30 protein-coding genes are annotated in these 26341 nt (G+C 44.7%); 13 read left to right on the top strand and 17 right to left on the bottom strand.

Going from position 1 to position 26341, the window contains the following annotated elements:
• The first annotated feature begins 134 nt into the window (after positions 1-134).
• Both EPL05_RS14165 and EPL05_RS14160 read left to right on the top strand, forming a co-directional pair.
• Positions 135-683 carry a hypothetical protein gene (locus tag EPL05_RS14165; RefSeq protein WP_208394750.1) on the top strand — a complete coding sequence of 183 codons (549 nt, stop codon included), beginning with the start codon at positions 135-137 and terminating at the stop codon, positions 681-683.
• A gap of 191 nt (positions 684-874) precedes the next feature.
• Positions 875-6730, top strand: coding sequence for a DUF3320 domain-containing protein (locus EPL05_RS14160; RefSeq protein WP_128534624.1), 5856 nt, complete (start codon positions 875-877; stop codon positions 6728-6730).
• A 264-nt stretch (positions 6731-6994) separates the two neighbouring features.
• Here the strand turns inward: EPL05_RS14160 and EPL05_RS14155 are convergent, their stop codons facing one another.
• On the bottom strand, positions 6995-7501 hold the full coding sequence (locus EPL05_RS14155; protein ID WP_128534623.1) for a LuxR C-terminal-related transcriptional regulator: 507 nt from the start codon (positions 7499-7501) through the stop codon (positions 6995-6997).
• A gap of 38 nt (positions 7502-7539) precedes the next feature.
• Here EPL05_RS14155 and EPL05_RS14150 point away from each other — a divergent pair, with 38 nt between their 5' ends.
• The 5 genes from EPL05_RS14150 (at position 7540) to EPL05_RS14130 (ending at position 9020) form a co-directional block, all read left to right on the top strand.
• Positions 7540-7731, top strand: coding sequence for a hypothetical protein (locus tag EPL05_RS14150; protein WP_128534622.1), 192 nt, complete (start codon positions 7540-7542; stop codon positions 7729-7731).
• Positions 7732-7858: 127 nt separating this feature from the next.
• The gene (locus EPL05_RS14145) at positions 7859-8074 is read left to right on the top strand and encodes a hypothetical protein (protein WP_128534621.1); all 216 of its coding nucleotides are present in this window, start codon (positions 7859-7861) and stop codon (positions 8072-8074) included.
• Positions 8075-8089: 15 nt separating this feature from the next.
• Positions 8090-8404 (top strand): hypothetical protein, encoded by a 315-nt coding sequence (locus EPL05_RS14140; RefSeq protein WP_128534620.1) that lies wholly within the window; start codon positions 8090-8092, stop codon positions 8402-8404.
• A complete protein-coding gene (locus EPL05_RS14135; RefSeq protein ID WP_128534619.1) occupies positions 8404-8652 on the top strand; it encodes a hypothetical protein in 249 nt (82 codons plus the stop codon). Before EPL05_RS14140 ends, EPL05_RS14135 begins: the two co-directional genes overlap by 1 nt.
• Positions 8653-8672: 20 nt before the next feature.
• Entirely contained in the window at positions 8673-9020 is a 348-nt protein-coding gene (locus EPL05_RS14130) for a hypothetical protein (RefSeq protein WP_128534618.1), read from the top strand.
• A gap of 284 nt (positions 9021-9304) precedes the next feature.
• On the opposite strand, the gene EPL05_RS24005 is transcribed toward EPL05_RS14130, so the two are convergent.
• From EPL05_RS24005 to EPL05_RS14095, 9 genes are all read right to left on the bottom strand, one after another.
• Positions 9305-9457 (bottom strand): hypothetical protein, encoded by a 153-nt coding sequence (locus EPL05_RS24005; RefSeq protein WP_166727708.1) that lies wholly within the window; start codon positions 9455-9457, stop codon positions 9305-9307.
• Positions 9458-9600: 143 nt separating this feature from the next.
• Complete coding sequence (locus EPL05_RS14125) at positions 9601-10062, bottom strand: hypothetical protein (RefSeq protein ID WP_128534617.1); 462 nt, start codon at positions 10060-10062, stop codon at positions 9601-9603.
• On the bottom strand, positions 10059-10307 hold the full coding sequence (locus EPL05_RS14120) for a hypothetical protein (RefSeq protein WP_128534616.1): 249 nt from the start codon (positions 10305-10307) through the stop codon (positions 10059-10061). Before EPL05_RS14120 ends, EPL05_RS14125 begins: the two co-directional genes overlap by 4 nt.
• Positions 10304-10468: a hypothetical protein gene (locus tag EPL05_RS24655; protein WP_394342734.1), complete on the bottom strand. Its 165-nt coding sequence runs from the start codon at positions 10466-10468 to the stop codon at positions 10304-10306. Before EPL05_RS24655 ends, EPL05_RS14120 begins: the two co-directional genes overlap by 4 nt.
• Complete coding sequence (locus EPL05_RS14115) at positions 10396-11322, bottom strand: hypothetical protein (RefSeq protein WP_128534615.1); 927 nt, start codon at positions 11320-11322, stop codon at positions 10396-10398. Before EPL05_RS14115 ends, EPL05_RS24655 begins: the two co-directional genes overlap by 73 nt.
• A 63-nt stretch (positions 11323-11385) precedes the next feature.
• The gene (locus EPL05_RS14110; protein ID WP_128534614.1) at positions 11386-11715 is read right to left on the bottom strand and encodes a hypothetical protein; all 330 of its coding nucleotides are present in this window, start codon (positions 11713-11715) and stop codon (positions 11386-11388) included.
• Positions 11716-11769: 54 nt separating this feature from the next.
• The gene (locus EPL05_RS14105; protein ID WP_128534613.1) at positions 11770-12261 is read right to left on the bottom strand and encodes a hypothetical protein; all 492 of its coding nucleotides are present in this window, start codon (positions 12259-12261) and stop codon (positions 11770-11772) included.
• On the bottom strand, positions 12243-12968 hold the full coding sequence (locus tag EPL05_RS14100; protein ID WP_128534612.1) for a phage tail tape measure protein: 726 nt from the start codon (positions 12966-12968) through the stop codon (positions 12243-12245). The genes EPL05_RS14105 and EPL05_RS14100 overlap by 19 nt, the downstream gene beginning before the upstream one ends.
• Before the next feature lie 77 nt (positions 12969-13045).
• On the bottom strand, positions 13046-13987 hold the full coding sequence (locus EPL05_RS14095) for a hypothetical protein (RefSeq protein WP_128534611.1): 942 nt from the start codon (positions 13985-13987) through the stop codon (positions 13046-13048).
• A 102-nt stretch (positions 13988-14089) separates the two neighbouring features.
• Between EPL05_RS14095 and EPL05_RS24000 the strand changes: the two genes are divergently transcribed.
• Positions 14090-14266 (top strand): hypothetical protein, encoded by a 177-nt coding sequence (locus EPL05_RS24000; protein ID WP_166727707.1) that lies wholly within the window; start codon positions 14090-14092, stop codon positions 14264-14266.
• A gap of 88 nt (positions 14267-14354) precedes the next feature.
• On the opposite strand, the gene EPL05_RS14090 is transcribed toward EPL05_RS24000, so the two are convergent.
• The 7 genes from EPL05_RS14090 to EPL05_RS14060 form a co-directional block, all read right to left on the bottom strand.
• Positions 14355-16397, bottom strand: a complete 2043-nt coding sequence (locus EPL05_RS14090; protein WP_128534610.1) for a hypothetical protein — start codon at positions 16395-16397, stop codon at positions 14355-14357.
• A gap of 163 nt (positions 16398-16560) precedes the next feature.
• Entirely contained in the window at positions 16561-18630 is a 2070-nt protein-coding gene (locus EPL05_RS14085) for a hypothetical protein (RefSeq protein WP_128534609.1), read from the bottom strand.
• Positions 18631-18665: 35 nt separating this feature from the next.
• Complete coding sequence (locus EPL05_RS14080; RefSeq protein ID WP_128534608.1) at positions 18666-19109, bottom strand: hypothetical protein; 444 nt, start codon at positions 19107-19109, stop codon at positions 18666-18668.
• Between the two features lie 102 nt (positions 19110-19211).
• Positions 19212-19349, bottom strand: coding sequence for a hypothetical protein (locus tag EPL05_RS14075; protein ID WP_166727706.1), 138 nt, complete (start codon positions 19347-19349; stop codon positions 19212-19214).
• A gap of 5 nt (positions 19350-19354) precedes the next feature.
• Positions 19355-20056 (bottom strand): hypothetical protein, encoded by a 702-nt coding sequence (locus EPL05_RS14070; protein ID WP_128534606.1) that lies wholly within the window; start codon positions 20054-20056, stop codon positions 19355-19357.
• Between the two features lie 128 nt (positions 20057-20184).
• Entirely contained in the window at positions 20185-21402 is a 1218-nt protein-coding gene (locus tag EPL05_RS14065; RefSeq protein ID WP_166727705.1) for a terminase large subunit, read from the bottom strand.
• A gap of 38 nt (positions 21403-21440) precedes the next feature.
• A complete protein-coding gene (locus tag EPL05_RS14060; RefSeq protein ID WP_166727704.1) occupies positions 21441-21899 on the bottom strand; it encodes a terminase small subunit in 459 nt (152 codons plus the stop codon).
• Positions 21900-22464: 565 nt separating this feature from the next.
• Between EPL05_RS14060 and EPL05_RS14055 the strand changes: the two genes are divergently transcribed.
• From EPL05_RS14055 to EPL05_RS14035, 5 genes are all read left to right on the top strand, one after another.
• On the top strand, positions 22465-23052 hold the full coding sequence (locus tag EPL05_RS14055; protein WP_128534603.1) for a hypothetical protein: 588 nt from the start codon (positions 22465-22467) through the stop codon (positions 23050-23052).
• 156 nt (positions 23053-23208) lie between these two features.
• Positions 23209-23499 carry an RNA recognition motif domain-containing protein gene (locus EPL05_RS14050; RefSeq protein WP_128534602.1) on the top strand — a complete coding sequence of 97 codons (291 nt, stop codon included), beginning with the start codon at positions 23209-23211 and terminating at the stop codon, positions 23497-23499.
• A 141-nt stretch (positions 23500-23640) separates the two neighbouring features.
• Positions 23641-24060 carry a DUF1801 domain-containing protein gene (locus EPL05_RS14045; protein ID WP_128534601.1) on the top strand — a complete coding sequence of 140 codons (420 nt, stop codon included), beginning with the start codon at positions 23641-23643 and terminating at the stop codon, positions 24058-24060.
• Positions 24061-24280: 220 nt separating this feature from the next.
• Positions 24281-25615, top strand: a complete 1335-nt coding sequence (locus EPL05_RS14040) for a sensor histidine kinase (RefSeq protein WP_128534600.1) — start codon at positions 24281-24283, stop codon at positions 25613-25615.
• Positions 25616-25721: 106 nt separating this feature from the next.
• Entirely contained in the window at positions 25722-26060 is a 339-nt protein-coding gene (locus tag EPL05_RS14035) for a hypothetical protein (protein WP_128534599.1), read from the top strand.
• Positions 26061-26341 lie beyond the last annotated feature (281 nt).

Raw genomic sequence — 26341 nt, 5'->3', positions numbered from 1 at the left:
AAAAATATTGATGGAAAGCTTATTTCTACAATTGGAGACAAATAAGTTCTTTAAAGAACAAGATCTCGTTTCTTATATGGATTTTAAGATCGCACAAAAAAAGTTTAAGGGAGTACTCATAAATATCAGCTGTAATGTGGTTGCTGGCACTCACAAAAAATTTGACTATTGATGACTACTTGTACGACTTAACCAACGATTTTTTAAATCATCCCTATCAGTTTAGTAGCACTACCTTTACCTTCCGCCGTATTGCCAAAGCAAGGGAGTTACTTTTGAATGGCGACATTGACGGCGTGGATTACAAAACCATTAAGTCTGAAAATGAATATAAGATAAACGTACTGGAAGCGAAGTTAGCAGAGGCGGCAGCGGTAAATTCTAAAGCTGAAAATATAGAACCGATGCTTAAGAAAGCAATTACCAAATTGACACAGCTTGACGCAATACATTCAAAATCAACAACTTCAGAAAAGCGGAAATTAATTGGTTGGATGTACCCCCAAAAGTTCACTTTCGAGGAATTGCAACATCGAACCGCTTTTACGAGTGAATTATACTCTTGTATCTACTTGATTAACAGAAAAATAGTTGGAAAAAAAGAAGGGCAAGCGACCGATTTTTCGTGCTTGCCCATTCTGGCTGCCCAGACTGGGCTCGAACCGCTTAAAGTATATGGCTAACTACTTTCAAGTCTTCTAGAAAATGGTTCGAAAAAAGTCCAATAGGGTTCACTACCCAATTCAAAAACAGTCTTGACGATATCGTCAAGACTGTTTTTTTTGCCATATAATTTATTTTGTTCATCAGTGGAGTAAACCAAAATATCGGCAGATAATTTGATTACGATAAATTGTTATCTTAACCTCCAACTATGAGTAGCCAAACCCTGCCAAAAACAGTGGTGAATTTTGAGTATTCGCCCGTAATAAATTTCGCGCTGCAGCAAAACCACGTCCCCGTTATCAGGCAACTGGCCATTAAAAACGTATCGGGTTACGATTGGCAAAATGTAACGGTTGAACTATCATCCGAGCCGGATTTCGCGGCGGTATGGAAGCAATCGACAGGGGTTTTGAGAGACCAGGAAAGCCACTCTTTTAAAAACATTTCACCGGTTATATCATCAAAATACCTGGCCGAACTTACGGAGCGGGCGGCAGGTAAATTCATTTTAACCATCACAGCCGATGGTGAAATTGAATACCAGGAGCACTACGGGGTTGATCTGCTCGCCTATGACCAATGGAACGGCCTCGGCTTGCTGCCCGAAATGCTGGCGGCTTTTATAACGCCAAACCACCCTCAAATTGTAAAGATAATCGTCGCGGCATCGGCCATATTAGAAAAATGGACCGGCAACCCATCTTTCGACGAATACCAAAGCCGCAACCCCAACCGGGTGCGTAAGCAAATGGCCGCCATTTACGAAGCTATTGCCGCTATGCAATTTATCTATTGTACCGTGCCGGCAAGTTTTGAAGAAGGGGGGCAAAGGATAAGGCTGGCGGATACTATTTTTGCTAATAAGCTGGCTAATTGCCTCGACCTTTCTCTGCTGTACGCCGCCTGCCTGGAGGCAGTTGGCATACATCCAATTATTACCATGGTTAAGGGCCATGCCTTTGCCGGTGGCTGGCTTATTGATGAATCCTTCGCAGATGCTGTGAACGACGATCCTTCGCTGATAACCAAGCGATCTGCAGATGGGATCAACGATATTGTGGTGGTGGAAGCCACCTGCATGAACGCAGGCAACAACACCTCTTTTGATGACGCAGTGCGCTCTGCCGACCAGAAATTACTCCGCATCAGCGATTTTTTGTTATTTATAGATATTAAGCGCGCGCGGTTCAGCGGCATTCGGCCGCTTCCGTTACGGGTGCCTACACCAAACGGCTGGGAGATAGTAGAAGAAACCCGGCAATTGCGTGAAAGTGCCTTGCCTGATGATATATTTGTTGGGCAAAAATTGGTGCATAGCGAAAAAATAGATGTATCCAAACAACGCCTTTGGGAACGTAAGCTGCTTGATCTTACCCTGCGCAATAGCCTGCTTAACATCCGTATCACAAAAAGCGTGATCCAGTTTATCACCATAAACGCCGGTAAACTAGAGGATGCTCTATCTGCCGGGACGGAGTTCCAGATGCTGGCAAAACCATCAGACTGGGATAATAACCAGCGCGATACTGGTGTGTACGAAGCCCTGCATCAAACCGATCCCATTGCCGACCTCGTAAAAAATGAGTTGGGCCAACGGCGATTAAGAACTTACCTATCCGAAATGGAATTAGGTAATAGCCTTACCAACTTATACCGCTCGTCGCGACTTTCGATAGAAGAGAACGGTGCCAATACGCTTTATGTGGGTTTGGGCTTATTAAGATGGTTTGAAACAGATTTGAGCGAGCGACCGCGCTACGCACCCATATTGCTTTTGCCGGTAGAGATCATCCGAAAATCGGCGCAAAAAGGCTACGTTATCCGCACCCGCGAAGAAGAAACCATCATGAATATTACCCTGCTGGAGATGATAAGGCAGGATTTTGGCATCACCATTGGTGGCTTGGAAACCTTGCCGAAGGATGAGAGTGGTGTAGATGTGAAACTCATCTTCAACATCATCCGCCAGGCCATCATGACCAAATCGCGCTGGGATATTGAGGAACAGGCGTTGCTGGGCACATTCTCGTTTAGCAAGTTTATTTTATGGAACGATATACATAATAATGCCGATAAGCTTGCCCGCAATAAGGTAGTAGCCAGTCTTATATCCGGCAAACTGGAGTGGCAGCCGGAAGAGGACACCTCGGGCATGGCTATTGAAGATGGGCAGCTGCATCCCAAGAATGTAGCGCTGCCCATCAGCTCAGATTCATCGCAACTGCAGGCTATCTTAACTTCTGGCGAAGGCAAAAGTTTTGTGCTGCACGGCCCGCCGGGTACAGGTAAATCGCAAACCATTACCAACATTATAGCCAACGCGCTTTACGCCGGTAAAAAAGTACTGTTTGTGGCTGCCAAGAAGGCCGCGCTTGATGTAGTGGAAAGCCGGTTGGAGGCGATAGGTATCGGCGCGTTTTGTTTAGAACTGCATTCAAACAAGTCAAAAAAATCTGCCGTGCTGGAGCAGCTTAAGGCAGCTACGGAAATAGTGCAGAAGGATGCGCCTGACAATTTTATTTCGGAAGCGGAACGCTTGTACAGTCTGCGAAACGAACTGAATGTATATGTAGCCGCTTTGCACGAAAAGTATCCTTTCGGATATTCTTTGTTCGACTTATTTACGCAATACAGCCAGTTGCCGCAAGGTGAGGATCATGTTAGCTTTCCGTCAGAATCTATCCAAACCCTCACACCAGATCATGTTATTGTTTGGCGCGATGTTGCCACCGATTTACAGGCGGCGGGTACCTTGATCGGTAGCCCCCAAGGCCATCCGCTTAAAGCTATCAATGTAAAACTGTATACCCTGCAGTTAAAACAAGAGGCAGGCCGTTTGATTGAGGAGTTGTTAAGCTTTCTCAAAACCTTAACTAATCAAATCAGCATTGTAAGTGACATTTTAAAGGTTGGTGGCTTAGTTAAAAGTAAAGAGCATGAACAAGAGATTAGCAGCCTTGCCCAACTCCTTAACAACGGGGACGATTTCCCGGCCTCGTTAATGCAGGTAGATGCTCCTGAGCAAAACCTCGCGCAGGTGATAGGCATAGCGGCACATGGCAAACAGCGTGATACTTTACGCCGAGAATTGCTGGCCCGTTTTCAGAAAGAGATATTAAACTTCCCGGCTGCCCAAACACTGAGCGAATGGAATATAGCTGACGTTAAATGGTTTTTACCGCGTTGGTTAGCACAGCGTTCGTTGTTAAAAAAACTGTCGAAATTAACATTGGGCGGGGCCATTGGTAATGACGATGTACCCGCGGTTTTGCAGCAAATAATTGCTTACCGCGAAGAGCAGGACATAATTGATAAAGCAACCTCGTTGCCCCCGTTGCTGGGCTTTATGTGGCAAAACGGAGAATGCGATTGGACTAAAATTGAAAGCAGCTGCCAGCAGGTGATCCAAATGAATCGCGCTGCAACAGGCATAGTGGGTAGCGCCGGGTTAAAAACCTGGCGCACGGCACTGGCCGGTGAATTTTCTGAAGGAAGCAAAGCCTATGCCACCGAACATAAAAAACTACTGGGCGATTACCTCCAAACCACCGGCAATATTGCCGAAGTAGAAACCGTGCTGCATAATTTGTTGGGGATCAATTTTGGTTCTATGCAAAACAGCGCTGTTGATTGGAAAATTGAGCTTTCCCAAATGGCAGGTGGCTGGCTACAGCATTTGGATGCTTTAAAAGATTGGTACAACTGGCTGGCCGTAAAAGAGCGCGCCATTGAAACAGACCTGCAACCGCTGATAGCCGCTTACGAAAATGGCGCGGTACAGAGCGCGGATCTTGTAATGCAGTTTGAGAAAGGGTTTTATCGCTCCGCGGCCGAATATATTATAGAGCGTACACCGCAACTGGCAACATTCAACTCCAGCTTGTTCCAGGAAAAAATAAAACGGTTCAGGGATATCAGCAGTAATTTTGAAAAACTGACAAAACAAGAGCTTTACGCCCGCCTGGCCGCACGGATTCCCTCCTTTACACAGGAGGCATCGCAAAGTTCGGAGATAGGGATACTGCAACGTACCATCCGCAACAATGGCAGGGCCATGTCTATCCGTAAAATCTTCGATGCCATTCCAAACCTGCTGCATCGCCTTACGCCCTGTATGCTGATGAGTCCGATATCGGTAGCCCAATATTTTGATGCAGACAGCGTGAAGTTTGATCTGGTTGTGTTTGATGAGGCATCGCAGATGCCTACCTGTGAAGCCGTTGGCGCTATAGCCCGCGGCACCACCGTAATTGTGGTGGGCGACCCTAAGCAAATGCCGCCTACTAATTTCTTCTCTACCAACAATATCGACGAAGAGAACATTGATAAAGAAGACCTGGAAAGCATTTTGGACGATTGCCTGGCGCTATCCATGCCATCGCACCACCTATTGTGGCATTATCGGAGCAAGCACGAAAGCCTTATAGCGTTCAGTAATGCCAAATATTACGATAATAAACTCCTTACTTTTCCATCTACCGATGATATTGTGAGCAAGGTAACTTTTGTAAAGGTGGAGGGCTATTACGATAAAGGCAGATCGCGGCAGAATAAGTTTGAGGCAAAAGCCATTGTTGATGAAGTGATTCGCAGGCTCTCAGACCCCGTACTGGCGAAACGGAGTATGGGTATTGTAACCTTTAGTTCGGTACAGCAAATACTGGTAGAGGACCTGCTGACCGATGTGTTTAAACTGCGGCCAGATCTGGAACGCATAGCCCTGGAATGCGAGGAGCCCATTTTTATCAAAAATCTGGAGAATGTACAGGGGGATGAGCGGGATGTTATCCTGTTTTCCATCGGGTATGGCCCGGACGAAACTGGGAAAGTAAGCTTAAACTTTGGTCCCATAAATCGCGAGGGTGGCTGGAGAAGGCTGAACGTAGCAGTATCGCGCGCGCGATATGAGATGAAGGTATTCTCTACCTTAAACGCCGACCAGATAGACCTGAACCGCTCCGGATCGGAAGGAGTGGCGGGGCTTAAGGCCTTCCTGGCTTACGCCGAAAAAGGAAAAACGGCCTTGCCTGTACGGGTTGCGGAAAAAAGTGAACAAGGGCCTTCCTTTGAAAACCTTATAGCCGCAGAGTTGCGGAAACAGGGCTATGAGGTGCACACCCAGATAGGCTGCTCGGCCTACAAAATAGACTTGGGTATTGTTGATAAGGAAAACCGGACGGGATATATTTTAGGGGTACTTACCGATGGCAAAAGCTACCAAAGCGCCAAAACATCTCGCGACAGGGAAATTGTGCAGGTAGATGTGCTGAAATTGTTGGGCTGGAACATCCACAAAATATTCTCTACCGAGTGGTGGGAAAAACCGGACAAGGTTATCGGAGGCATTGTAGCGGCTATATGCCTCGCCGAAGAAAATAAAAATAAAACACCGCAACCACCGGCCGTAAAACCACCGGCAGCACCACCGACAAATAACGAATTTAAATCTGCCGGCTTTGCACCGGTTGCCGCACCGGTTAACAGGGTTGTTGCACCAAATAATGTCATCACCTACGAGGTGAGTGCGCTGGATGGCGTGCAATTAACCTCAGCAGAAGATTTCTTTTCCCCACAAAATAGGGGCAGGATAAAGGCGCAGATATTTAACGTATTGCAAACCGAAGCGCCGATAAGTAAAAACCTGCTGAGCAAGCGCGTTCTTTCGGCCTGGGGAATAACGCGGACGGGGGCGAGAATAAATACTCATTTCGATAGCTTGTTCGATCAGATGAATATTGCAAAAACCAGCCAGGGGAAAAGTACATATTTTTGGAACAACGGGCAGCAGGCCGGGAGTTACAAGATCTACCGCGTTCCGCTTAACGATATGCAGAAGAGAGATGCCGACGACCTGCCGCCCGAGGAAATAGCGAATGCCGTAAGGGCGATCCTTAAAAACCAAATAAGCCTTGCCAAAACCGACCTGGTGCGCGAAACGGGCAAACTGTTTGGGTTCGACCGTTTGGGTGCCAATGTTGAGCTTGCTATGCTTGCCGGTATAAATAAGGCTGTCGACTTAGAGTACGCTTTGATAAAAGACGGGCGAATAGTGTTTGTTGGTTAACCTATATACCAGCCTACAGCAAGATAAGCATAATAAGAATCGTTATAGCGAAGAGCTTTTTCAATGCAAAGGTTATAATTGGGTGGAATAAGATAGTAGTTACGTATTTAAGCAGGTTTAGGTAAATAATTCAGAGTCGATGGTAACAGGTTCTATTTGGCGCTAAATTGTTGGTTGCTTAACCCGCGTGGTTCATGGCGATTATTTTGCTGTTATGGTGTGAACTCGTGGTTTATTTCACAACTGGGCACACTCAGGTCCTCCTCATATCAATTTATTACTTACCGTCAACTTTACCAATGCAGCCGTATGCTTCACTTTATATTTAGACAGCATGTTTTTTCGATGAAAATCGATAGTAGTGACATCCACAAAAAGAGCATCGGCGATCTCTTGGTTGGTGTTGCCATCGGCGATGAGTTCGAGTACTTCTTTTTCGCGGCGGGTGAGAGCGGGGGGGGGCGGCGGGGAGGTCGGGCTTGCGGAGTACTTCCGACACGAGCTGCCGAAATAGGTTTTACATTTCATTACGGCTTTTACGCCTTCAAATATCTCATGCTTGCCTGCATCTTTCAGTACATAGCCGGATGCGCCACCGGCGATCATCTTGCGAATGATGCCGGGCTGGTTGTTGATGCTGAGCGCGATAACCTGTATGGCCAGGTACTTTGTTTTTACTTTTTTACATAGTTCGATGCCGGTAATATTTCGCGCAAGGCACCCGTTTTGTATGAGGCGAACAGGCACACGCAAGTTCAATGTGCTTTTCAATCCCCGCACTGCAGATAATTCTACCGACGTGATGGATAATGCCGCTAACGCCTAAAGCAAAACCGGCAATATATGACGACCGCGCAGGCAACAGCTGCCGGCAGCTTGGCGCACAGATGAATTTCTCATCAACCTTAGTAAAAGATAACTCTCTCACCGGCGATGCAAGTTATGGTGAGCCCCATGTGAGGATAAAATCCATCAATAACATTACTTTCAGTTTTATGTAAGATCCGCAGCAGCATTATGCAACGGTTGGTGCAGGAGCCGATCTCACTATTATCTGAACTATTGAAGAGGGTGGCAACAAGGTAGACCATATAGAAGGTGCGAGTGTGGGCGGGGGGCACAACAGATATGTCGCAGGCTACTTTGGCCGGTGCGGGGCCTGTTCGCAATGACCCAAATACTGCTTTTGCTAAAGTGGTAAAAACGCCACGCGGTTTTAAGATTACGTGCAACAAAACACAGCACGATGATTTGGATACCATTGCGGAAACTTTTACCGCGTTTATTGGCGAACCGATTGCCGACTATGACGTTGTGATTAAACTCGTTGCTACTTTCGACTAAGAATACTGGGTGCCCATGGGAGCAAAGGTAGATGGCAGCGGCGATGAAAAGGGTGACGATAAGAGTATGTTCAACATTGTAGTTCATGATAAGGCAAATGCCGCAAAGTTATACGCCGGCAAGTATACCGTTAAATGTAAGCTAAAAGAGGTTACCCGCTACCCCGGCATTTGCAGTAATTACCCATTGCAATCTGTCCATCCAACTAGAGACAAAGATCTTCGCTTAGCTGAATCGGTACAGGATGATCCTAACTTTAAAAAGTCATTGGCAGATGATAGTGTAGCCGTTACGGAAGATGGGAAGGGTGCAGACGGTTCATCAAAATAATGAGCTTGGATTACGGCTCATTGGGTAAGCTGTATGCCGAAGTAACACTTGATAACGGACAGGTAATTATGGCGCACCCATATTATGAGCAAGCGGTTGGTTATCTTACCATTCGCTTTGATAAGGACGAGAATAAACTGGCAGATGCCTGGGAAACCAAGGTGCATATTTCGGGCAAGAAATATAAAATGGATTGGGATGAGGATTTGTTGCCGATAACAATCACCCCGGTGACGATATTAGCCTGATAGACGAGTATCGCGGTTTTATGACCGAGGATAAGGATGATAATCCCGAATACACCCGTTTTACACCAGAAACAAAGGAATTGTTTACCGTTGGCCTTACCGATAAATCTGCCTTCGGAAAAATGTTTAAATCGTCGGTACGGGAAGGCGCACTTAATTACGGCAAGCTTACCAAAGTAACCGTTTACCATTTTACGTCGTCCATTTACGCCTTAGCAGAAGAGGGTATAAATGCCCATTATGGTCGCTGCGTTAATTGGAACAGCCCTACCTATCACCATACTGATGGCGTGGTTATTTATTGTTATGATACACAAAACCCATCCAGCGTACTTGATAACGATGATGGTAATCACAAAAAACAGTAGCTTGGTTCTACCGCCCCTATATTTGCCTAAACCGATGCTTATACCGGTGCTCAACCACCTGCCGAAACAGATTTTGTGGAGATATGGACTTACGATATTACGCATTTTAACGAGCAGGTTGTAAATCTGCGTACATGGTACCTGCCCAAGCGCCCTGAAGGAAACGATAATTTCAATAAGAGCATAAATAAGCACTATTACATTCCAACCAACTTTATCATGTAAACCTCGACCCAATGACGCTTTCAAATGTAGCTGATCCTCAAGCTGCAAGGAACTTGCCGTTACTCATCAGTTATACCGTTACCCACGAGATAGGCCATGCAATCAATGTGCATCACCACCATTTGCCGCAAGAGAAACAGGGCGGTTTTTACATAAGGGTTGCCAATTGCCCCATACGATACTGGTTTGATACTGGCCAGGAGGATGACCATGCCGACTGGATTTCTTGTTTGCCAGTGGTTTGTGGGATCCTACTAAATTAAAAACCCCCGCAGGTGTGCAAATGGAACTCTGTAAAACTGATGATAACTGCTTCAGCCAAATGAAGCTAAAGAAAGGCGGTAGGTAGCCGTATTTAGGCGACTGATTTAAGGCGTTTGTATTGCTGCTGGTAATACCATTCTACAATGCAAACACCATCGCTCCAGCTTAATTTGCCATCGGCGGCTAATTGGGCTATCAGTACAGATAAATTATGCAGGTAAGCATTTTTAATTTCGCCGGTCATAGTTTGCAGTGTTTTAATGGCACAATTGGTGATGTCTTGCGGATCGGAGGAAGCGCTACAGTTTTGAGCCAGTTTTAAATTGGTTAGAAGTATCGGTAACCCTGCACGTAGCGTTTGTTTTATTTTGTCGTCGATATCGCCGGGAATAATATCTGTTAACACATCAGCCAACGGTGAATCAACAAAACCCTTGATGTTTTCGGTAATAATTACGCCGAGATGCACCGCGGTTTTTACTTTAGCGGGTAGTCTGTTAAATAGAGAACGAATGTTATTCCAAAGCCTGGTTAAAAAGGATATGACGCTCATTGTTTGCCCGATTTAATGTTTTCAACTTCGCGTTGCAAAAGTGCAACCTGCCCTTCCAATACCTTCAAACGAATCTCGTTTACCCGAGTTTGCGCATCCTGCTGGGTTTTTACATTGCCAATGTCTTCCTTTAATTCAAAGTAAGTCGTCATTACCGATGCCACAATACTTGCGGTGCTTAATATAGTGACCGCGATGTTTTTGATGGTGATGCCTTTTAGTTCGCTGTGTTCGAATGTTGTCATACAGCGTGTGTTAAAAATAGTTCACGTTCTTGTTTTCGGCGGCTGGTAAGCGAATTATGGGTCACTTTTTTACCCGTCGCCGGACTGGTTATTTTATCCCAAAGTAAAAGCTGGTTTGCTGCTCCAATATAATCGAGCTTATTGAGTTTCTGCAATAACATTGAACGCGCAGGTAGGCGTTGGTATTATCGGTACGGCTGTAGCCGGGCAGGAGGGCACCGCGACCGTCGGATACAAAATGCCCGCCTTTGGCAAATGCAGGTGGTTTTTGGGCAACTATGGTGGCCACCTGAGCTGCGGTACTCGCAACGACAGGTATAAGGCTGGGTATTGCAAATGGCATACCCCATTCTGCAATTGTTTTTTGCACACCAATTGCACCATTTATCAGCGCTTGTGCCACCTGTACTTTCTGGTTTGCTTTAAAGGCTTTTACCTTTTCCTGGTTTTCTCTTTTCTGATACTTGTCGTCAATTGCTTTTCGTTGTGTTGCAGTAAGATTTTTGTTGCTCAGTTCGTTTATCTTATCTCTCTCAAGCGCCTTTATTTTGGCATCACTTTGCCATTTGATGTTGTTGCTTACAATAGTTATAGCCGCATTGGCAATTGTTTGCGCCGTTTGTATTGCCCGCTCTGCACGTTGCTTTTCGTGCTGCTTGTCAAGCTCATCTATCTGGGAGTTTGTTTTATTGTTTATCTGTTTTATTTTTTCCTGATTGTCTGTAGCGAGTTCTATTTCATACGCTGCCTTATCCCGGATCAATTTTTTTTGTGCTTCCAGTTTGGCTGCCTGCCCTTTGGCTGCGTCTATAGCTGCCTGGTCTGTATTTAACAGCTCATTTTGATTGGCCTCGTTGTTGATGATTTTAATTTTATCCTTATTTTGTAAGGTTTTATCCGCAATTTTTTCAACGTTTTTTGCTTTTAATATCTCTATAGCAGCCAAATGCATTGTCAATCCTGCGATCTCGTCCTGGTTGTTTTGCTTGCGCGCATGTGTTAGCGCGGCTTCCAATTTTGTTGTTTGCTGGTCTAATTCTTTATTATTCTTTTCAATAGCTTCTTTACTCTCCTTAAACTACTGCGTTAGCACCGCTATTTGCTTTTTTGCACCCTCCTGCATACCGGCTATGCGCAGGTTTTCAAAGTCGGTAGTTGCTTGCGCAACCGCCGCTTCATCATTTTCTTTATATTTTTTAATAATAGCGCTAAGGCTGGCCTGATGTTCCTTTTCCAGTTCTGCGCTAATTTTATTAAAGTTAGTTTGATCAATTAATTTATCAGTTAATAATTTTGATAGTGAAGCACGCTGGGAGTCGTAATGTTCTTTCTCTGTAAGCACTTCGTTGCCATAGGCTTCAAATGTAAGTTGCAGCCCATGGCGTATTGCTTCCTTCTCCATTTCCATGGCTGTTTGTTTAGCAGCGTTTGTTTTTTCTCTTGCCTGGTTGGCTTCGTCTTGTCATTGTTTGTTTTTTGCGGCGTTCGCGTCCTCAATTTGCTGCATGCCATCCAAATAAGCTTTTTGGTGCTCAGTTTCATCCTGCCGTAACGTCTTTCTGTCATCAAAAACTTTTTTCAGGTCGTTAAATTGTTTCTCGTCAATTTTGCCATTTTTCAAAAGTTCAGCTGCAGCTAATGTTCCGTTTGTTTTCAAATTCAATATATCGTTGTTTCTCAGCTTATTGCTTGTGTTATTGCGTTTAATGGCGTTTGCTAACGCGAGGTCCTGAAGTATTTCGTTCTTATCAGCGTAATCTTTATTGAGTTTCGCCAGTTCGGTCAACGCATTTGTTCTCGCCTGTTGAGTCGCCTTCTCGCTACCAGCTATGTCTTTTAAAGCTTGCATACGATCTTTAATTCTTTCGTTATCAGCTTCCTGAAATATGGTATCCGTTTTTAGCTTCTCCTGGGCCTGAACAAGCTTATATGCGCTTACTGCGGCGGTAGCCATGGTATTACTGAATTTTGTATGCTATCCATGGGGTGGTGAAAAAAATCGCCTATTTTACCAATGTTCGTTGCCATATCCCAAATGGCGTCTTTAACCACATTTACAACGGCACCAATGCCGGCAATTACGCCGGTTATCATATCCATTATGGGTTTGGACTGCTGGATTTTCTCTATGACCAAGTTAATGGCCAATACCAATAACCCGAATCCCGTTGCCTTAATTGCGGCCCCCATGCCCTGGAAGCCCACTTTTGCGATATATAACCCGGATTTTAAAGTTTCGAAACCGCTCGCTGCTTGCCCCAACGCCTCGCCAAAGCTGCCGGATGTATCTTTTAATTTATTGAATGAAGAGCTTAATGCTTCCGAAGCTTTTTTATGGAGATCGAAAACCTCCCTGCTTTTAGATACCTTTTTTTCCTGCTCGGCAATAGTAGCAGAAACTTTGCCTATTTGGGTATTAAGGTCTTTGGCCTGTTTGGTATTATCGCTTTGGGTACGGGTTAAAATTTCGTATTTTTTGGATAATTCCGCAAGCGAATCCTTGCTTTGCTGGAGGGATGCTGTAGCAAGCTGAAAACTCGCTGTTACTTTTTCAGTTTCGGCATTGTTGATTTTAACCGCAGCAGTTAAATCGTTAACCTCTTTTTTAGCCTGCGCGGCTTGCTCTCCAAGGTTGTTAATTGCAGAATTGTCTGTGTTCATAATTATAGATTTATGTATTTAATGCCAAATGGCATAATTTGATTAAATTATAAGGCGCGATTAGCGCCTTATTTTAACTATTTTTTCGACAGCCAGCACAAAAATAATTTATATACAATATCCGGATTTTCCACCTTTCCGTAGTCTGTGTAAAGCTTAAATTCTACCGCAGGAGATGCTTTAAGTAACGCTAAGTCGGCAGGTAAGAGTTGTATATAGGAGCTTACCGAATAACCAGATGAGTTTCTGTTAGTATTATAACGCACTTCGGCTGATGGTTTTAAAATACGCTGTCCGTTTTTAAGGAGTATTATTACACCTTTTTCGGTAAGGGACGGTACGGTAGTACTTGTTGTTAAATCGGCATAGTAACTTGTAATGCCTTTTTCTATCCTTTTGTCATAAGAAATTCCGAAAAATACAGGATCTTTATAGCCGAATCCCGGCTGCTCGTCAATAAAAGAAGGCGTTTTTATATCTCTGGTACGTGATATGTTATCCTTTTCATCCTCAATTAATAAGCAGGGGTTGTTTTTGTAAGATAGTGCAATAGAGTCGGTTCTTTGCACCTCACGTTTTAAGTTTTCTTCGTCCTCAATGCAGTAAACCTCAAATAAAATGCTACTATACAAGTAATAAGTTGTTCCGAGTTGATCGTTTTTGAGTTTTAAATAATAATCGGCACCGTCCGGAACTTTAGCGGCATCGATACAAACAAATATTTTGTTTACAAGTGTTTCATAATCTGAAGAAGTACCATCCTTTTGTTCAACAAAATAATAACCATTATCTAACGCGCTTTTTGTATAGTCCAGTACGAAATAATGGTATCCATATTTCCGCGAACTCTCAGCTATGGTATCTACACGGAAATGCTTACCGATATAATCTTTTGGATTGCTCCTGGCCTCTTGGTGCTGTGCCATGGCTTGGAAGGCTACAAAAAATAACGAGATAACAATAAGTAGTCTTTTCATTTGTTTAGGTGTTGCTAATTTTATTGGTAAAGATATAAACAAGATTATCAATTACAAACATTTTTATAGCCACGATATCTATTGTTAAATTACAAAGCGTAACAAATGCCTGGGCGTGGTGTCAAATCAGCAAATAAAAATAGCATGATCATTTTAAAATCCGACTACTTTAGCACCCATGAGCGCCTTACCCGTTTTATAACCGAAAACAAAATAAAGCGTGAGGATATATTGGTTATCACCCAGGTGCCGGGATCGTTTAGCATATTTTTTTATGCCGAAGATGCCGTGCAGGAGATAACACACGGGATGTTTTCGTAATAACACGCTACACGATTTAAGGATTAGTTGATTTACACGATGTGTAAACGGTTTTAACTGATCTCAAACGTCCAAACCTCGAATCTCTTTATCCCAGTTTCACCAGCTCCACTTTTACCGGCTGGCTTTTGCGCCAGCTATCTATTTTGTTTATGTAGTAATAGGCGCTGTCTTGCTCCAGGTATATGGGTATAAGTAAATCCAGCTCCAGTATATCGCGCGGGCTCAGCATAAAATAACGCACTACTTTTTTGGTTTGCTGCAATATTTTCTCCAGTTCGGGGTAGTAGGTTTTACGGAGCTGTTCCCAATCCAAGCTTTCATTGCCATCTGGCAGGGCAAAGTACGGCGTGCTGATGGCATCGTTCACCACACGGGTTGCGTTGCCGTTGGTAAAGATTACCTGTTTGCTGCGCTCCAGCAGATTTAAGGTATGGTTGATGAGGATGCGTGGCTGTGTACTGATGCTAAAAGCAATTTCGGTATCGTCGGTACTGCGATCCACTTTTACTATTTGTGCTATGGTACCAGCAATATAAGGGCGGGCTTGGGTGGCGGCAAACTGGCTCTCAAACAACTCGGCGGTGGCGGGCAGCGTTTTATCCTTAACGTTTATTTGCGCGTTGCCATAACTTTTAGGCAGTATAGCTTCGTCCTCTTTATACTTCATATAATTTACCTGCGCGTAGCCGCCCAATTGAAAATTAATGGCTTTGCCCTGGTCGAGGCATTTGCCCGTCCAGTTTTTAGCAATGGGAATATTGGCCACAATGTTTTTAAATGAGGCAAAGGTAACTGTGCGGGTGGCGCTATCCGTTTGACAAATAATGCCAAAACGTTGCAGTGTATCTTTAAGAAGGTCTTTTAAACTGATATCCGGAAAGATGCGCTCACATTGCACCTGGTGACCCAATAAAACCTGCTGACGTTTTGTTTCAACATTAAAGGTGGCGTTTGGTGCTATTTCACAATACAAGTCGGCCGCGGCACGGTCATTCACCTCAAAAACGATCCTTAACCTATCACCGGGCACCAACTGCGCGTCTACCGTTAACTTTTGGTTGTCGAAGACCTTTTTGCCGAAGTAGCCGCTCGGCATACCGAATGGTGTCTTTAAACCATGGTAGGCGGAGGTTATAATGGTAGCATTGTCGGCAAGATCGTGCGTAATTCGGCCCAGTTCCAGGTCGCCCACCATAAAATAAAGATGCGCTTTCGCAGGATTGTTGCCTATTAATCTGCCTGCCAGGGTTAACGAGTAGGTAAATGTTGCCGTAATGTCCACATTTGAATTAGCCACATACCCGTTGTTTTTAAAGCAGTGCGCGTTATCTAAAACAATGGTGCTAAAACGCACTTCTTCTTCATAAACGCTATTACTGTGTACGTAGGTAAGCCCGTTTTGTACGGTTATCCCCAGGTTATCATCCGTGTTTTGATAATCAACGCCGTGGCTAAAATCATCATTGGCAAACTGAACGATCAGCTTATCATACAGTGGCTGTTTAAGCAAAAAGGAGTTTGGGTTGATGCGATAACCGGCCTGCCTGGCCATTAGCTCTACCATGGTTTTCAGGAAGAAACCAGGCCGCATCTGGCGGATATCAACCATATCGGTAGTTGTTGTGGAGGGGTAAGTGATGGTGCCGTAATCTACCACGGGCCATATATAACCTTCGGTGTTTTGCTGCGAGCGTACAACCGTATCAACATCCCATTTGTGCCCATAGGCGTTCAGCAGGTTTTGCTTGCCAATGATAGTACTGCTATCGCCCATGTCATATATTTTGGCATCAAGCGTGTCGAAAAAATCAACGTTGCCGCTCAGGACGGTCATGGAGGCACCATCCCCTTCAATGCCATTTAAAAAAGCAATTCCGTTGGGTACTATCTCCAGCCCATCCTGTATAATTTTTGCTTCGTAATTATCATAGGGTTGCCCGGTGGTGAAGGCTACATCGTCGGGGAAGCCGAGTATTTGCCGGTTGCGCTGTGTTAGCGGCAGTTTAAACTGGTTGCTGGTGTTGCCCTGCTGGTTTTTTACCTCGGCCAGGTTATTTATCTGGAAGGTAAGCGCGACAGGACTATCGTCGGCCAGATCGGCAAGCTGGTTGTTGATGTAGAGTTGCATTAGTTGGGAGTAGTTATAGAGGTTGAAGAAGTGGAGGGTTTAAAAAAGTTGGAGAAGTTGAAAGTAATTTGAGGTTGGAGAGGTTATTTGCTCGCAGAAAGGCCATTGTGCTCCAATATTTTAACCCCTAACAACCTTTAAAACTTTTTTAACTTATTACAACCTATTGTGTTTGTATATTAATTGCAGGCATATTAAACGTTACGCTGAATGGGGCACGGCCATTGCGGGTTTCGTACTCGCTGTAGGTAGCCGTATTGATAACGATGGTTTGCCATTTTACCGGGTTTTTGTTTACCAGCATCTGCACCTTAGGCGAATATTTGATGGATTGTAGGCCCCTAATATCTGCTACCGATAGATCCTCGGCCATTACCTTTATTTTTTGCCCGGCGGTTTTGCTGATCACCTCTTCAATACCCTGTTGGTTCTCCCAATCACTTACGTAATTTTTAATGATAACCGCGTTCTGTACATCCAAATTCACTTCCTGGTTAAATACAAAGCGGTAGTAGTTCCAGCTGCCGCTGAGCCCAATCCAGCGCAGGTAAACCGAGTTATCGTCAACGGCATCATCCACACGGATGGTTTGCGTTTGGGTAACCGTCTGTACCATATTCTCATCGGCATACTTCAGGGCGATATTGATATAGTAAACATCATTGGCAAACAAGGTATCTATCAACAGGCGGTTAAGGCCTAATTGTTGAGGTACGGGTATGGTGCCCGTACTTTGCCTGGATATGATGAGCTTGCTACCATCCGTATTAAGCAGCCAGGAGGAGTCTTCGTTTAACAAGTAGCTGGTTTGCGCTCCGCCGGTTAAGGGGTTGCGGTTAATATCAAGCAAGGTAAACTCGCAATACACATCGCGCCCCAACAGGTCCTCACTGTAAATGAAGCCGATATCAAAAGGGTAGCCGTTGCTGTAAGCCGGTTCGGCAAAATCGCTTATCCACCGGGCTTTTTCCAAACCTTCTGCAAGGGTAGCAAAGGGTATATACGCCGCCATGTTGCCGCTATAGCGTTCGCCCAGTTGTTTAGCTGCGTACAGCACGTAAAAGTTATGATCGATCTGGATGAATGGCGATGTTTTGGTTTCGCCGGTTTCGTCCCACTCCTCGGTATACGCTATTTGATAACTGGCGCTGAGATTATCATCGCGGTAGTTGCTTTGGGTGTAGTTACTGTTATCGGTAGCTTGTAGCAGACTTTGCAAAAAGTTGGAGATATCAGCTTTTATCAGTCCCGTATTATCGGGTCGGTTGGTGGACGTAATTGTTTTTGCCATGCCGGTTTGTTTATCCTGGTAATTGATGCGCGTAAGCACTTTATAATAGGCCCGCATTTGGTTGATATTGATAAAGCCGCCGGCATCACCCGCAAATGGTGTGCGAATGGTGATGTAGGCGGTCCCGGTCACTTTTTCTACCTCATAGGGGCCAATGTATGGTTCGGCGTTTACATATACCAGGTCATCCTTTTTTAAAACGGGGTTTGATGCATCGGGATTAAGCACCGCGTTTACCCGCAGTATGGTGTAACCCTTTTCGGTGTCTAAAGTGGCGGCTATCACTCCAAAATCTTTTCGTTGGTAAGTGAATACAACGGGGTTGAACGCGGCGTTCCAGCGCGAAATATTGCCATCGGGCAGGGTGGCAGTGGGGGCAGAAAGTAATAGGCTGCTTAAGGTATTTAGCTGCACGCTCAATTGGGCATGGCAGCCGCTGGCATCGCGTATGTAAACGGTTTTTACCCCGCCGCTAAGCCCGCCGAAGATAGGAGAGGGTTGATAGTTCGTGTTATCGAGGCTGTATTCGATACCGCCATAACTGCTGCTGGCATTTGCCGTTATTTGGCCGTCATTGGCACCGGGGGATGTTTCGGATTTATTGATGGTTATCGAAATGATAGACAGGTCGCACAAAGCATCAGAACCTAGCGGCGGCCCGGTCGATTCGGTATAGCCGGTGATGGTGAAATGTACGTAACGGAGGTTCAACGGGTCGGTATCGTTTAATAAACCCGTATAAATGGGCTTGTATTGCCCCGAAATGATTTCGATACGGTTGATAGCCTCGCCGTTGGTATCCTGCCTAAACCGTACTTCAATATTGTTGCCGTTTACCAGCTGGCCGGTATCGGCATCGGTAATTTTAATATAAACCTGCCCGTTGGTTTGCGTGCCGTTGGTGTAGGTGTTGCTGTAATCTAAAAGTGGGAGTAAGCGCATGGGGTGGTTATTGGAGAGTAGTGAATGGTTGGTTGTTAGCCTAAAAATTCGTAGTACATGGTATTTAGCGTAATGGTTAAACCTACGCCGGTGGTATTGGTATCAAATTTATTGTACACGGGCAGGCATTTGGCCTTTTCGCCGGCTTTTATGCGGAAGTAGCGCCCGTCACCATCCCGGTATTTGGCTGCTTTCACCATAAACTCGTTGGCCAGGCGCAGCGCTTGCTGTACGTAGGTTTCGTTTTCGGCGGTGTATTGCCCAAATTCTGTTTTAAACAGAAACTCAAGGTATAAGGTAAAAACGTTATCTACCGAGCCATTTATCTGCGGCGATACCACAATTGGCTGCATAGGATAAAGCATTACGCAGGGAAAAGAGGCATCATCTGCCAGGGTGTTCAGTTCTTTTTCGGTGCCGTACAAAAAGGCAGGCGTGCCGGTAAGGGTTTGTGCGACGGATTCGATTTGGTTTCTCATAATAATGGGAGCCCCCCAACCCCCTAAAGGGGGAGCTTTTGATTGTGTTATCAGAGGGTTGTGGTTTTAAAAATGCTTTTCAGAAATCCCCCATTCAGGGGTTTAAGGGGCGGTGCTGATTAGTTCACCATACCTTTTCTGGTACTCTGCCTCCGTTTTATTGAGCAGCAGTTTGGTTAGAACGCGTTCGTAGGGCATGGCCAGGATCTCGTTCCATTTGGTGATATCGCCCCCGGCCAACGCGTTTACGGTATTGATATATTTAAACTTTTCGAAGGCTTGTATACCGGCCCTTTTCTCCAAAACTGTAGCAGCCGAGGCCAAAAGCCGGTTCTCGGTCTGGATAAGTTTGGATAGCTCATAAAAAAATGCTTGGCAATGGGCAGTGCCTCCGTTACCCTGAGTTTTTTAATGGTGTTTGTAAAGGCGGTGGCGGCGTATTCATCATACCTGTTGCCGGTAGCCTTGCAATAAAAATAATAGGCAAGTACCTTACAGCAGGCGGTAAGCGAGGGGTTAAAATAATCTTGCCAGTTTTCTTCGCCGTACTTTTGAATGTGCGTTGTGATCTCTTCTGCTATAACATCCCTTGCGGCCATAAACGCGCCTGTTGGCTCTACCGACAGGTTTTTGATCACATCAAGCTTTACCTGTTTTTTATCCAGTTGGATAGTAATGCCCCTGGGTATGGCATCGCTGTTATACAGGTGTTTTATTTGGTGCGACAGGATAAGCACCGCATCGGCAAAAGTCATAAAATCATCGGCATTGCTTACGTTTTGCAGCTCGGCAACAGGTACGCCCGAGAGGATGCTAATGGCATCTAGGTCGTTCAGATCGGGCGAATCCTGCAGCTGCATCATTTGCCCCAGGGTTACCTCGCTCAATTGCGTGGGGATGCTTACCCGCAGTTTGCCGTGTGTGGTTTTTAGTGTTTTTTCTATCATTTTATTAGCCCCCACCCCCCTGAAGGGGGAGCTTTTGATTAGTTAAGTTTACAGGGATTAAATATGGCAGTGGGTAAAAGATAATTTGTAATTCTAAATTCCCTCTTCAGGGAGCCCGGGGGTTCGCATTACGCTATTCCAATAAGTTCTTCAAAAACGCCTCCACTGGTTAAGGGTAGCCGCCGTGCCGGGAGTCTGCTTTTCAGCGTTTTTACTTTCTCTATTTTTAACTTATTAAGGGCCACGTAACGCAGCGGATCTATCAGGTGGTTGCAGGCATCTATGGGCTGGTTGGTAGTTTTGCCGCCCCGATCTGTCAGCCACTTGTATTTGCCCAGTTCTTTGCGCAGGTTTAGGCTGGCGCGGGTAACGTTTATTTTATAGCGTTTCAGGATATCTATAGAATGGCTAACGCTATCTGCGCCCTTTTTTGCGCCGGTTACGTACCAGCCCAGGCGTTTTAATTCTTCAATAGATTTTGGTTCGGCACTGTCGGCAATAATCTCGGTGTTTTTGCTGATGCCTGCGGTGCTTAGTTTTTTGGCGATATCGGTATTGGTGAGCCCGGTTTCATATATCACTTCATCTACCCAAAGTTCGCCGTTTTGGCGGTATACCAGCAAGCAACCGGTTTCGTCATTGGTAAAGCCAAAATCAAGGCCGGCGGCTAATAATTTAGCTCCCTGCGGAATAGCTTCGCATATATGCCAGTTATTGAGTACCAGCCCGGTTATTTTGCCCGTTAAGCCGCGGGCGTAAACTTTCCAGAGTTCTATATCTATATGTTTTAGCGCTTCTACCTTCGTATGGATATGTTCTTCTGCAAAAGGATTGTGGCGGTGGTCTGATATAATGAGTTCCACACCGGGCGTTCCAAGCACCTTTTCGTGTACCCAAAATTCGGCATTGGGGTTATAGTCGATATAAATACGTTTGCTGGTGCGCAGGGCAAGTTCGTTGTACACCTCCCAATCTATTCCGTTGGCCTCGTTTACAAACAGGTAGTCCCGCTTGCCCGATTTAGCATCCTGGGCATCCCCATAGCTTTTAAACTCAATAATGCTTTCGTTATTAAACTCAAACACGCGGTCGGTTTTGTTATAGTTCTTAACACTGCGCATCAACACTTTTGAGGTTTTGTATATTTTCACCGCATCGCGCAGGGCACCGGCCTTTAGGTTTGGAATATCTTGCCCTACTACGGTTATCACCAGTGTTTCGGCGGCTGCCAATGCAAATAATACTTGCAAAATAGAGTAGGTTTTACCCGAACTTGTGCCGCCCTGGTTTACCACTACGTGCGCTGTAGCGTTATAGTTATGTTTAAATATTGCCGTCGATCTCATTTTAGGGTATTTGCTTATTGGCATATTAATAGTTTAGGTTACACAATTACATCCTTTTCGTTGCCCGAAACCTGGGGGCCGGCATCAACCACTTCTATCCGTAATTTTTTTGGCGGAGAGGTGGCTTGCTGAGCGTTGGCGGTATCGGCCCAACCCATGCAACGCAGGGCAAACATGGCCCCGGCAGGTGCTGGCAGATGGAGCCTTTTCTCGTATTCGGCTTCAACCTTAAGGCGGGCTTTTCTCAGGATCTTTTTATGCTTTCCCTTTTGTTCATACGCAACAAAATCTTCCATACTGATAAAGCCTATAAAGAGTGCCAGCCCGGTTAGCAGGGCCGGTTCGGGTTGTTTGTCCCAAACCAGTTGGGTGGTTACGGTTTCAGTGTTTTTGGTTTTTGCCGGTGCTGTGGTTTCGAGGTGGTATTCCCCTTGTATATCGCGGAAATAGCAATCGATACGATCGGCGAGATCGTCTGCGTTTGAAGAAAATAGCATGGGTGTTTGATTTATGATTAAAATGCCGAATGGCATAAAACATATACAAATATAGCAAATCGATTTTGTATTTGCTAATATTTTTAGAAATAAAAATTGTTTTCGATGCTATTATTCACGGGCAGGTTTCCTTTGAATGAAACGCTTGAAGATTATCCGAGCGTGAGTTTAAAGTTACGAAAGGCGAATTTTAAGTGATTGGCGATCATTGCTTTGTGTATTGTTGTTAAGCAATATGAGCGGAAACTAACTTTACGACATGTTTTAAATTGTTGTTTTATAGGTAGTTGTGTTTAAATTAAAGCTAAGCCGGTTCGGTTATGTTGCGCTTTGTGTATGCAGTAGATACATGCATTTAGGGATATGGCTAAAACTGGCGGGAGAGTATTTGCTTAACAATCTGGTTATCAATAAAAATAAGTGTAAAAAATACAAATAAAGCAAACCTTTTGTTTGCCATATACGTTTATATAAGTAGTTAAAAAGTGTTAAACTTTTTGTGCGGGTGGTTTGCTAAGGGGATTTTTTCAGAAATATTTTTTACTTTTAGGGCATCAATTTACCTATGTACTCAAAACGGTTTACCAACTGGTGTGTTTCGTGCATTTTGTTCCTTGCTTTACTGGCATCTGCATGCCAGAAAGACCAGGGCGATAAAAGCGTGGAACAAAAAAAAGCCGTCGCAGTTGCCGACAGTGCCCTTGCCGCTACACCATCTACAAATTTTTTAGCATCAAGCGGAATCTTAACTTTAAATGTACAGGATTCTACTTACACCTTTAACGCTGCCGAAGACTCTGTCGCATTTGTAAATATCAGTGTTGGCGGTGGCAGATACTTTGGCATCACCGCTATAAACAAGGCACACACCATGAGTTTCGCTATCAGCAGCAAAGGCACTGCCGCCGCGGAAGTTACCAAAGGGGTAGAGGGTAGCCAATTGCTGCTTCGCCCGGATGCTTTGCATATTAAGCAATATAGCCTCACTCAATTTACCGAGGCCGGAGATGCGGGGGTTTTAGATCTGCAGCGCTACCGGCAGGATAGTGTACTCGCCAAGGGTACCTTCTTTACATTTTTGGCACACGATGATAAAGCCGACTCGCCTTTTTATCGGGTTGAAGGAAGCTTCAACCTGAAGCTTAAACAATAATTAGCCACCAAAATTTCTTCAGGTTAACGATATAAGGATCGCGTTGCTTCATATTGACACCTTATTGTAAAAAACAAGCTACACCTCTATTTAACACCACTTAACCCTTTAAAAAGCGCCCTTTTTTGCGTACATTTGTAAAAACAAAGGAGATTAATGAAAGTATTTATTGGAGGCCTTCCATTAGAAGTAAATGAGGCCGAACTAAATGCGGTTTTTGGCGATTTTGGGCCGGTTAAGTCCCTCAGGATAGTTAAAGATCGTGAAACAAAAGAGAGCAGGGGTTTTGGGTTTGTTGAAATGGTGAACGAGGATGAAGCTAAAGAAGCTATAAGATGCATGAACGGGCAAAGCTATTACGGCAAACGCATTACAGTTAACATAGCCGAGGACAAAGGTCCTGGTTTTAACGGTGGTGGTGGCCGCGGCGGGTTTAGCCGTAATTAAGTACCCCATAATATTTTTCTTTTTAGAAGCCGGCATAGCCCGGCTTTTTTTGTGGCGTAAAATTTATATACGCGGCCAACCTAATAGCTTTTATCAAATAATCAAATTCCTGTTATATTTGGTTAACCAAAGCCCCGCTCTATGTACGAGTTGAAAACCAAAGCCACACCGAAAACCGCGGAAAGCTATTTAAACGAAGTAGAAGACGAACCCCTGCGTAAAGATTGCTTTACCATTGCGGCGATGATGGAAAAGGCTACCGGCGAGCCCGCCATCATGTGGGGCACGGCTATTATAGGTTGCGGTAGTTATCATTATAAATATGCCAGTGGCCATGAAGGGGATATGTGCTTGGTGGGTTTTGCGCCACGCAAGGCCAATATTGCTTTGTATCTTAAGCTTGGGAGATTTGAAAATGATGAACTGCTGGCCCAGTTAGGAAAATTCAAAATGGCCAAAAGCTGCATCTACATAAAAAAGTTGGCTCATGTGAATTTGGATGTTTTGGATAATATGATAACGCGATCGGTTGTACTAATGAAAGCGCAATATCCTCAATAATTGAGGCAGTATAATCTATCCAAATCCCCTCTGTGGATTGGGTTTGTACGGCTGTTTGATTTATGCAGGGAGGTAGCTGCGTATCAGATAGTAAACCTATTTGGCAGATACCTTAAATTACCTATGCTTAACTTACATTTATACCCTAAAGTTTAACGGTAGCGGCGTTCGTGTTTTAGAATATTATTACTAACCTTGTGTATTCCAAATAATAATACAGTTGAGCCCCTTAGGAAATATAAATAAGCTTTGGATCAGGGTAACGGGCTCAACGGCAGAGTTTCCGCTGGAGGTTAGGATCTTCCACTCGGTTTGTATACTTGCCATTGCCGCGTTGGTATATAATATTCCGTTTAATTTTATTATTGGGTTACCAATCATGGCGCTGCTCAGCCTGGGCACAATGCTCATTTTTTTGCTTTTATACTACTGGTCGCGTTACCGGGCCGATACTAAGCTTGCAATTACGCTGTTTTGCATTGTTGGCAACTTGTTATTCGCCCTTAACTTTCTTTATAATTCGGGCACTTATGGGCCAACGGACCTTTTTATGGGGCTTTGTGTGCTGCTGTTATTGTGTATCGCCCCAAAAAAACAGCATCGTTTCTGGATAGCCGGCAATATGGTGGTCGTTATCAGCCTGCATATATTTGAGTACTACATGCCAGAGCAGATCCCCTATACTTATATAAACCGCGAAAGCCGTTTTTTAGATATCACATCGGCCTATGTGGTAGGAGTGATCGTTGTGTACTATACAATAACCTATCTGCGACGCAACTACGATCATGAGAAACGCTCTGCCGGCGAAAAGGCAAGTTCTATTGAGCGGAAGAATCAGCAGATCATGCAGCAGAACCAAGAGCTGGAGCGGATTAACCAGGAGCGGAATAAGCTGATGTCTATCATAGCGCATGACCTGCGCTCGCCATTGAGCAATATCCAGAATTACCTGGAACTGATCACCGAGTATGAACTGGACACCGAAGAACGCCGCATGGTGGAAAGCGACCTGCTGAAGGTTACCCGCCGTACTATTGATATGCTTGGCAAGCTACTCATCTGGAGTAAGGGCCAAATGGACGGCGTAAACGTAAAGTTGGGTTATGTAACGCTGCGGGGTGCCTTGTTTAATACGTTGGAACTGGAGCGCTCTATTGCGCTTAAAAAACAGATTGTATTAACCACCGAGCTTGATTGGGATATCAAAATAGTTGCGGACAATGATATGTTGCAACTGGTGATACGTAACCTCATTAATAACGCAATTAAATTTACTAATGCGGGCGGCGAAATAATTTTCAAAGCCAAACCAATTGGCGGCGAGTGCTGGCTCATCATTCGCGATAATGGCATCGGTATCACCGAAGAAAAGCAAAGCGAGCTTTTCTCGTTACGCGCCGGGACAACCTTTGGTACCAATAACGAAAAAGGAGTAGGCCTGGGCTTGCTGCTTTGCAAAGAATTTACCGAACTACAAGGCGGCCGCATTTGGCTGGAAAGCAACCCCGGAGAAGGCACCGCCTTCTATGTGGCGATGCCGGCAGGCAATTAGCAGGTTGCCTGTCGTTAGCCAGCAATCATCCCCTTATCATCAAAATCATAGTAATCGGTGCAGTCGACTTGCAGTCTGTGTAATCCTAAATAATTATCTTTGTACCATGAAGCCAGGTGATAAGGTAATTTGTATTAACGATAAGATAGACCTTGATAAGAACGAGGAGATACGGCGCGACTTTGAGATTTGGATAACCAAAGATAAAGAGTACACCGTGCGCGAGATACTGGATAACAACGGTATAGTGCCTGGCCTCCTGCTTGATGAGGTACATAACTTCCCCAAGTTTTTTAAGCTGATCAACCGTTTTCAGGAACCTGCCTTTGCTATGTGGCGTTTTCGTAAACTTAATTACAACACCAAACCGGCCGAAGCTTTAAGCGAAACAGAGGAATTGGTAGAAGTAGATGCCGGCGAACTGCTAAAGGTAAAAGAAAAGTAACCTAATTCCGTTAATTTCCCGTTCAAATACCGTTAAAACACGGTTGCCCGGCAGCAGATGTTTCACAAGCTTTGTATCATCAATCTATACCATGCTTATGAAATCATTTATCTTGCTATTCCTGCTGTTTTTGGGCCTGTGTTTATTTGCTAACGCGTTGTTATCTTAACTCATGGATCGTTTCAACTTTTAGCGGCTTATGCTTCGTTTGCCGGTATATTTGTATACCGGAATCAAATCCCCCTACATTTATCCAGAATATGCTATTATTCTGTAACGCC

Origin of the sequence: Mucilaginibacter gilvus (assembly GCF_004054195.1) — a bacterium.
Classification (GTDB): domain Bacteria; phylum Bacteroidota; class Bacteroidia; order Sphingobacteriales; family Sphingobacteriaceae; genus Mucilaginibacter; species Mucilaginibacter gilvus.
This window is presented reverse-complemented; position numbering and strand designations above follow the sequence as displayed.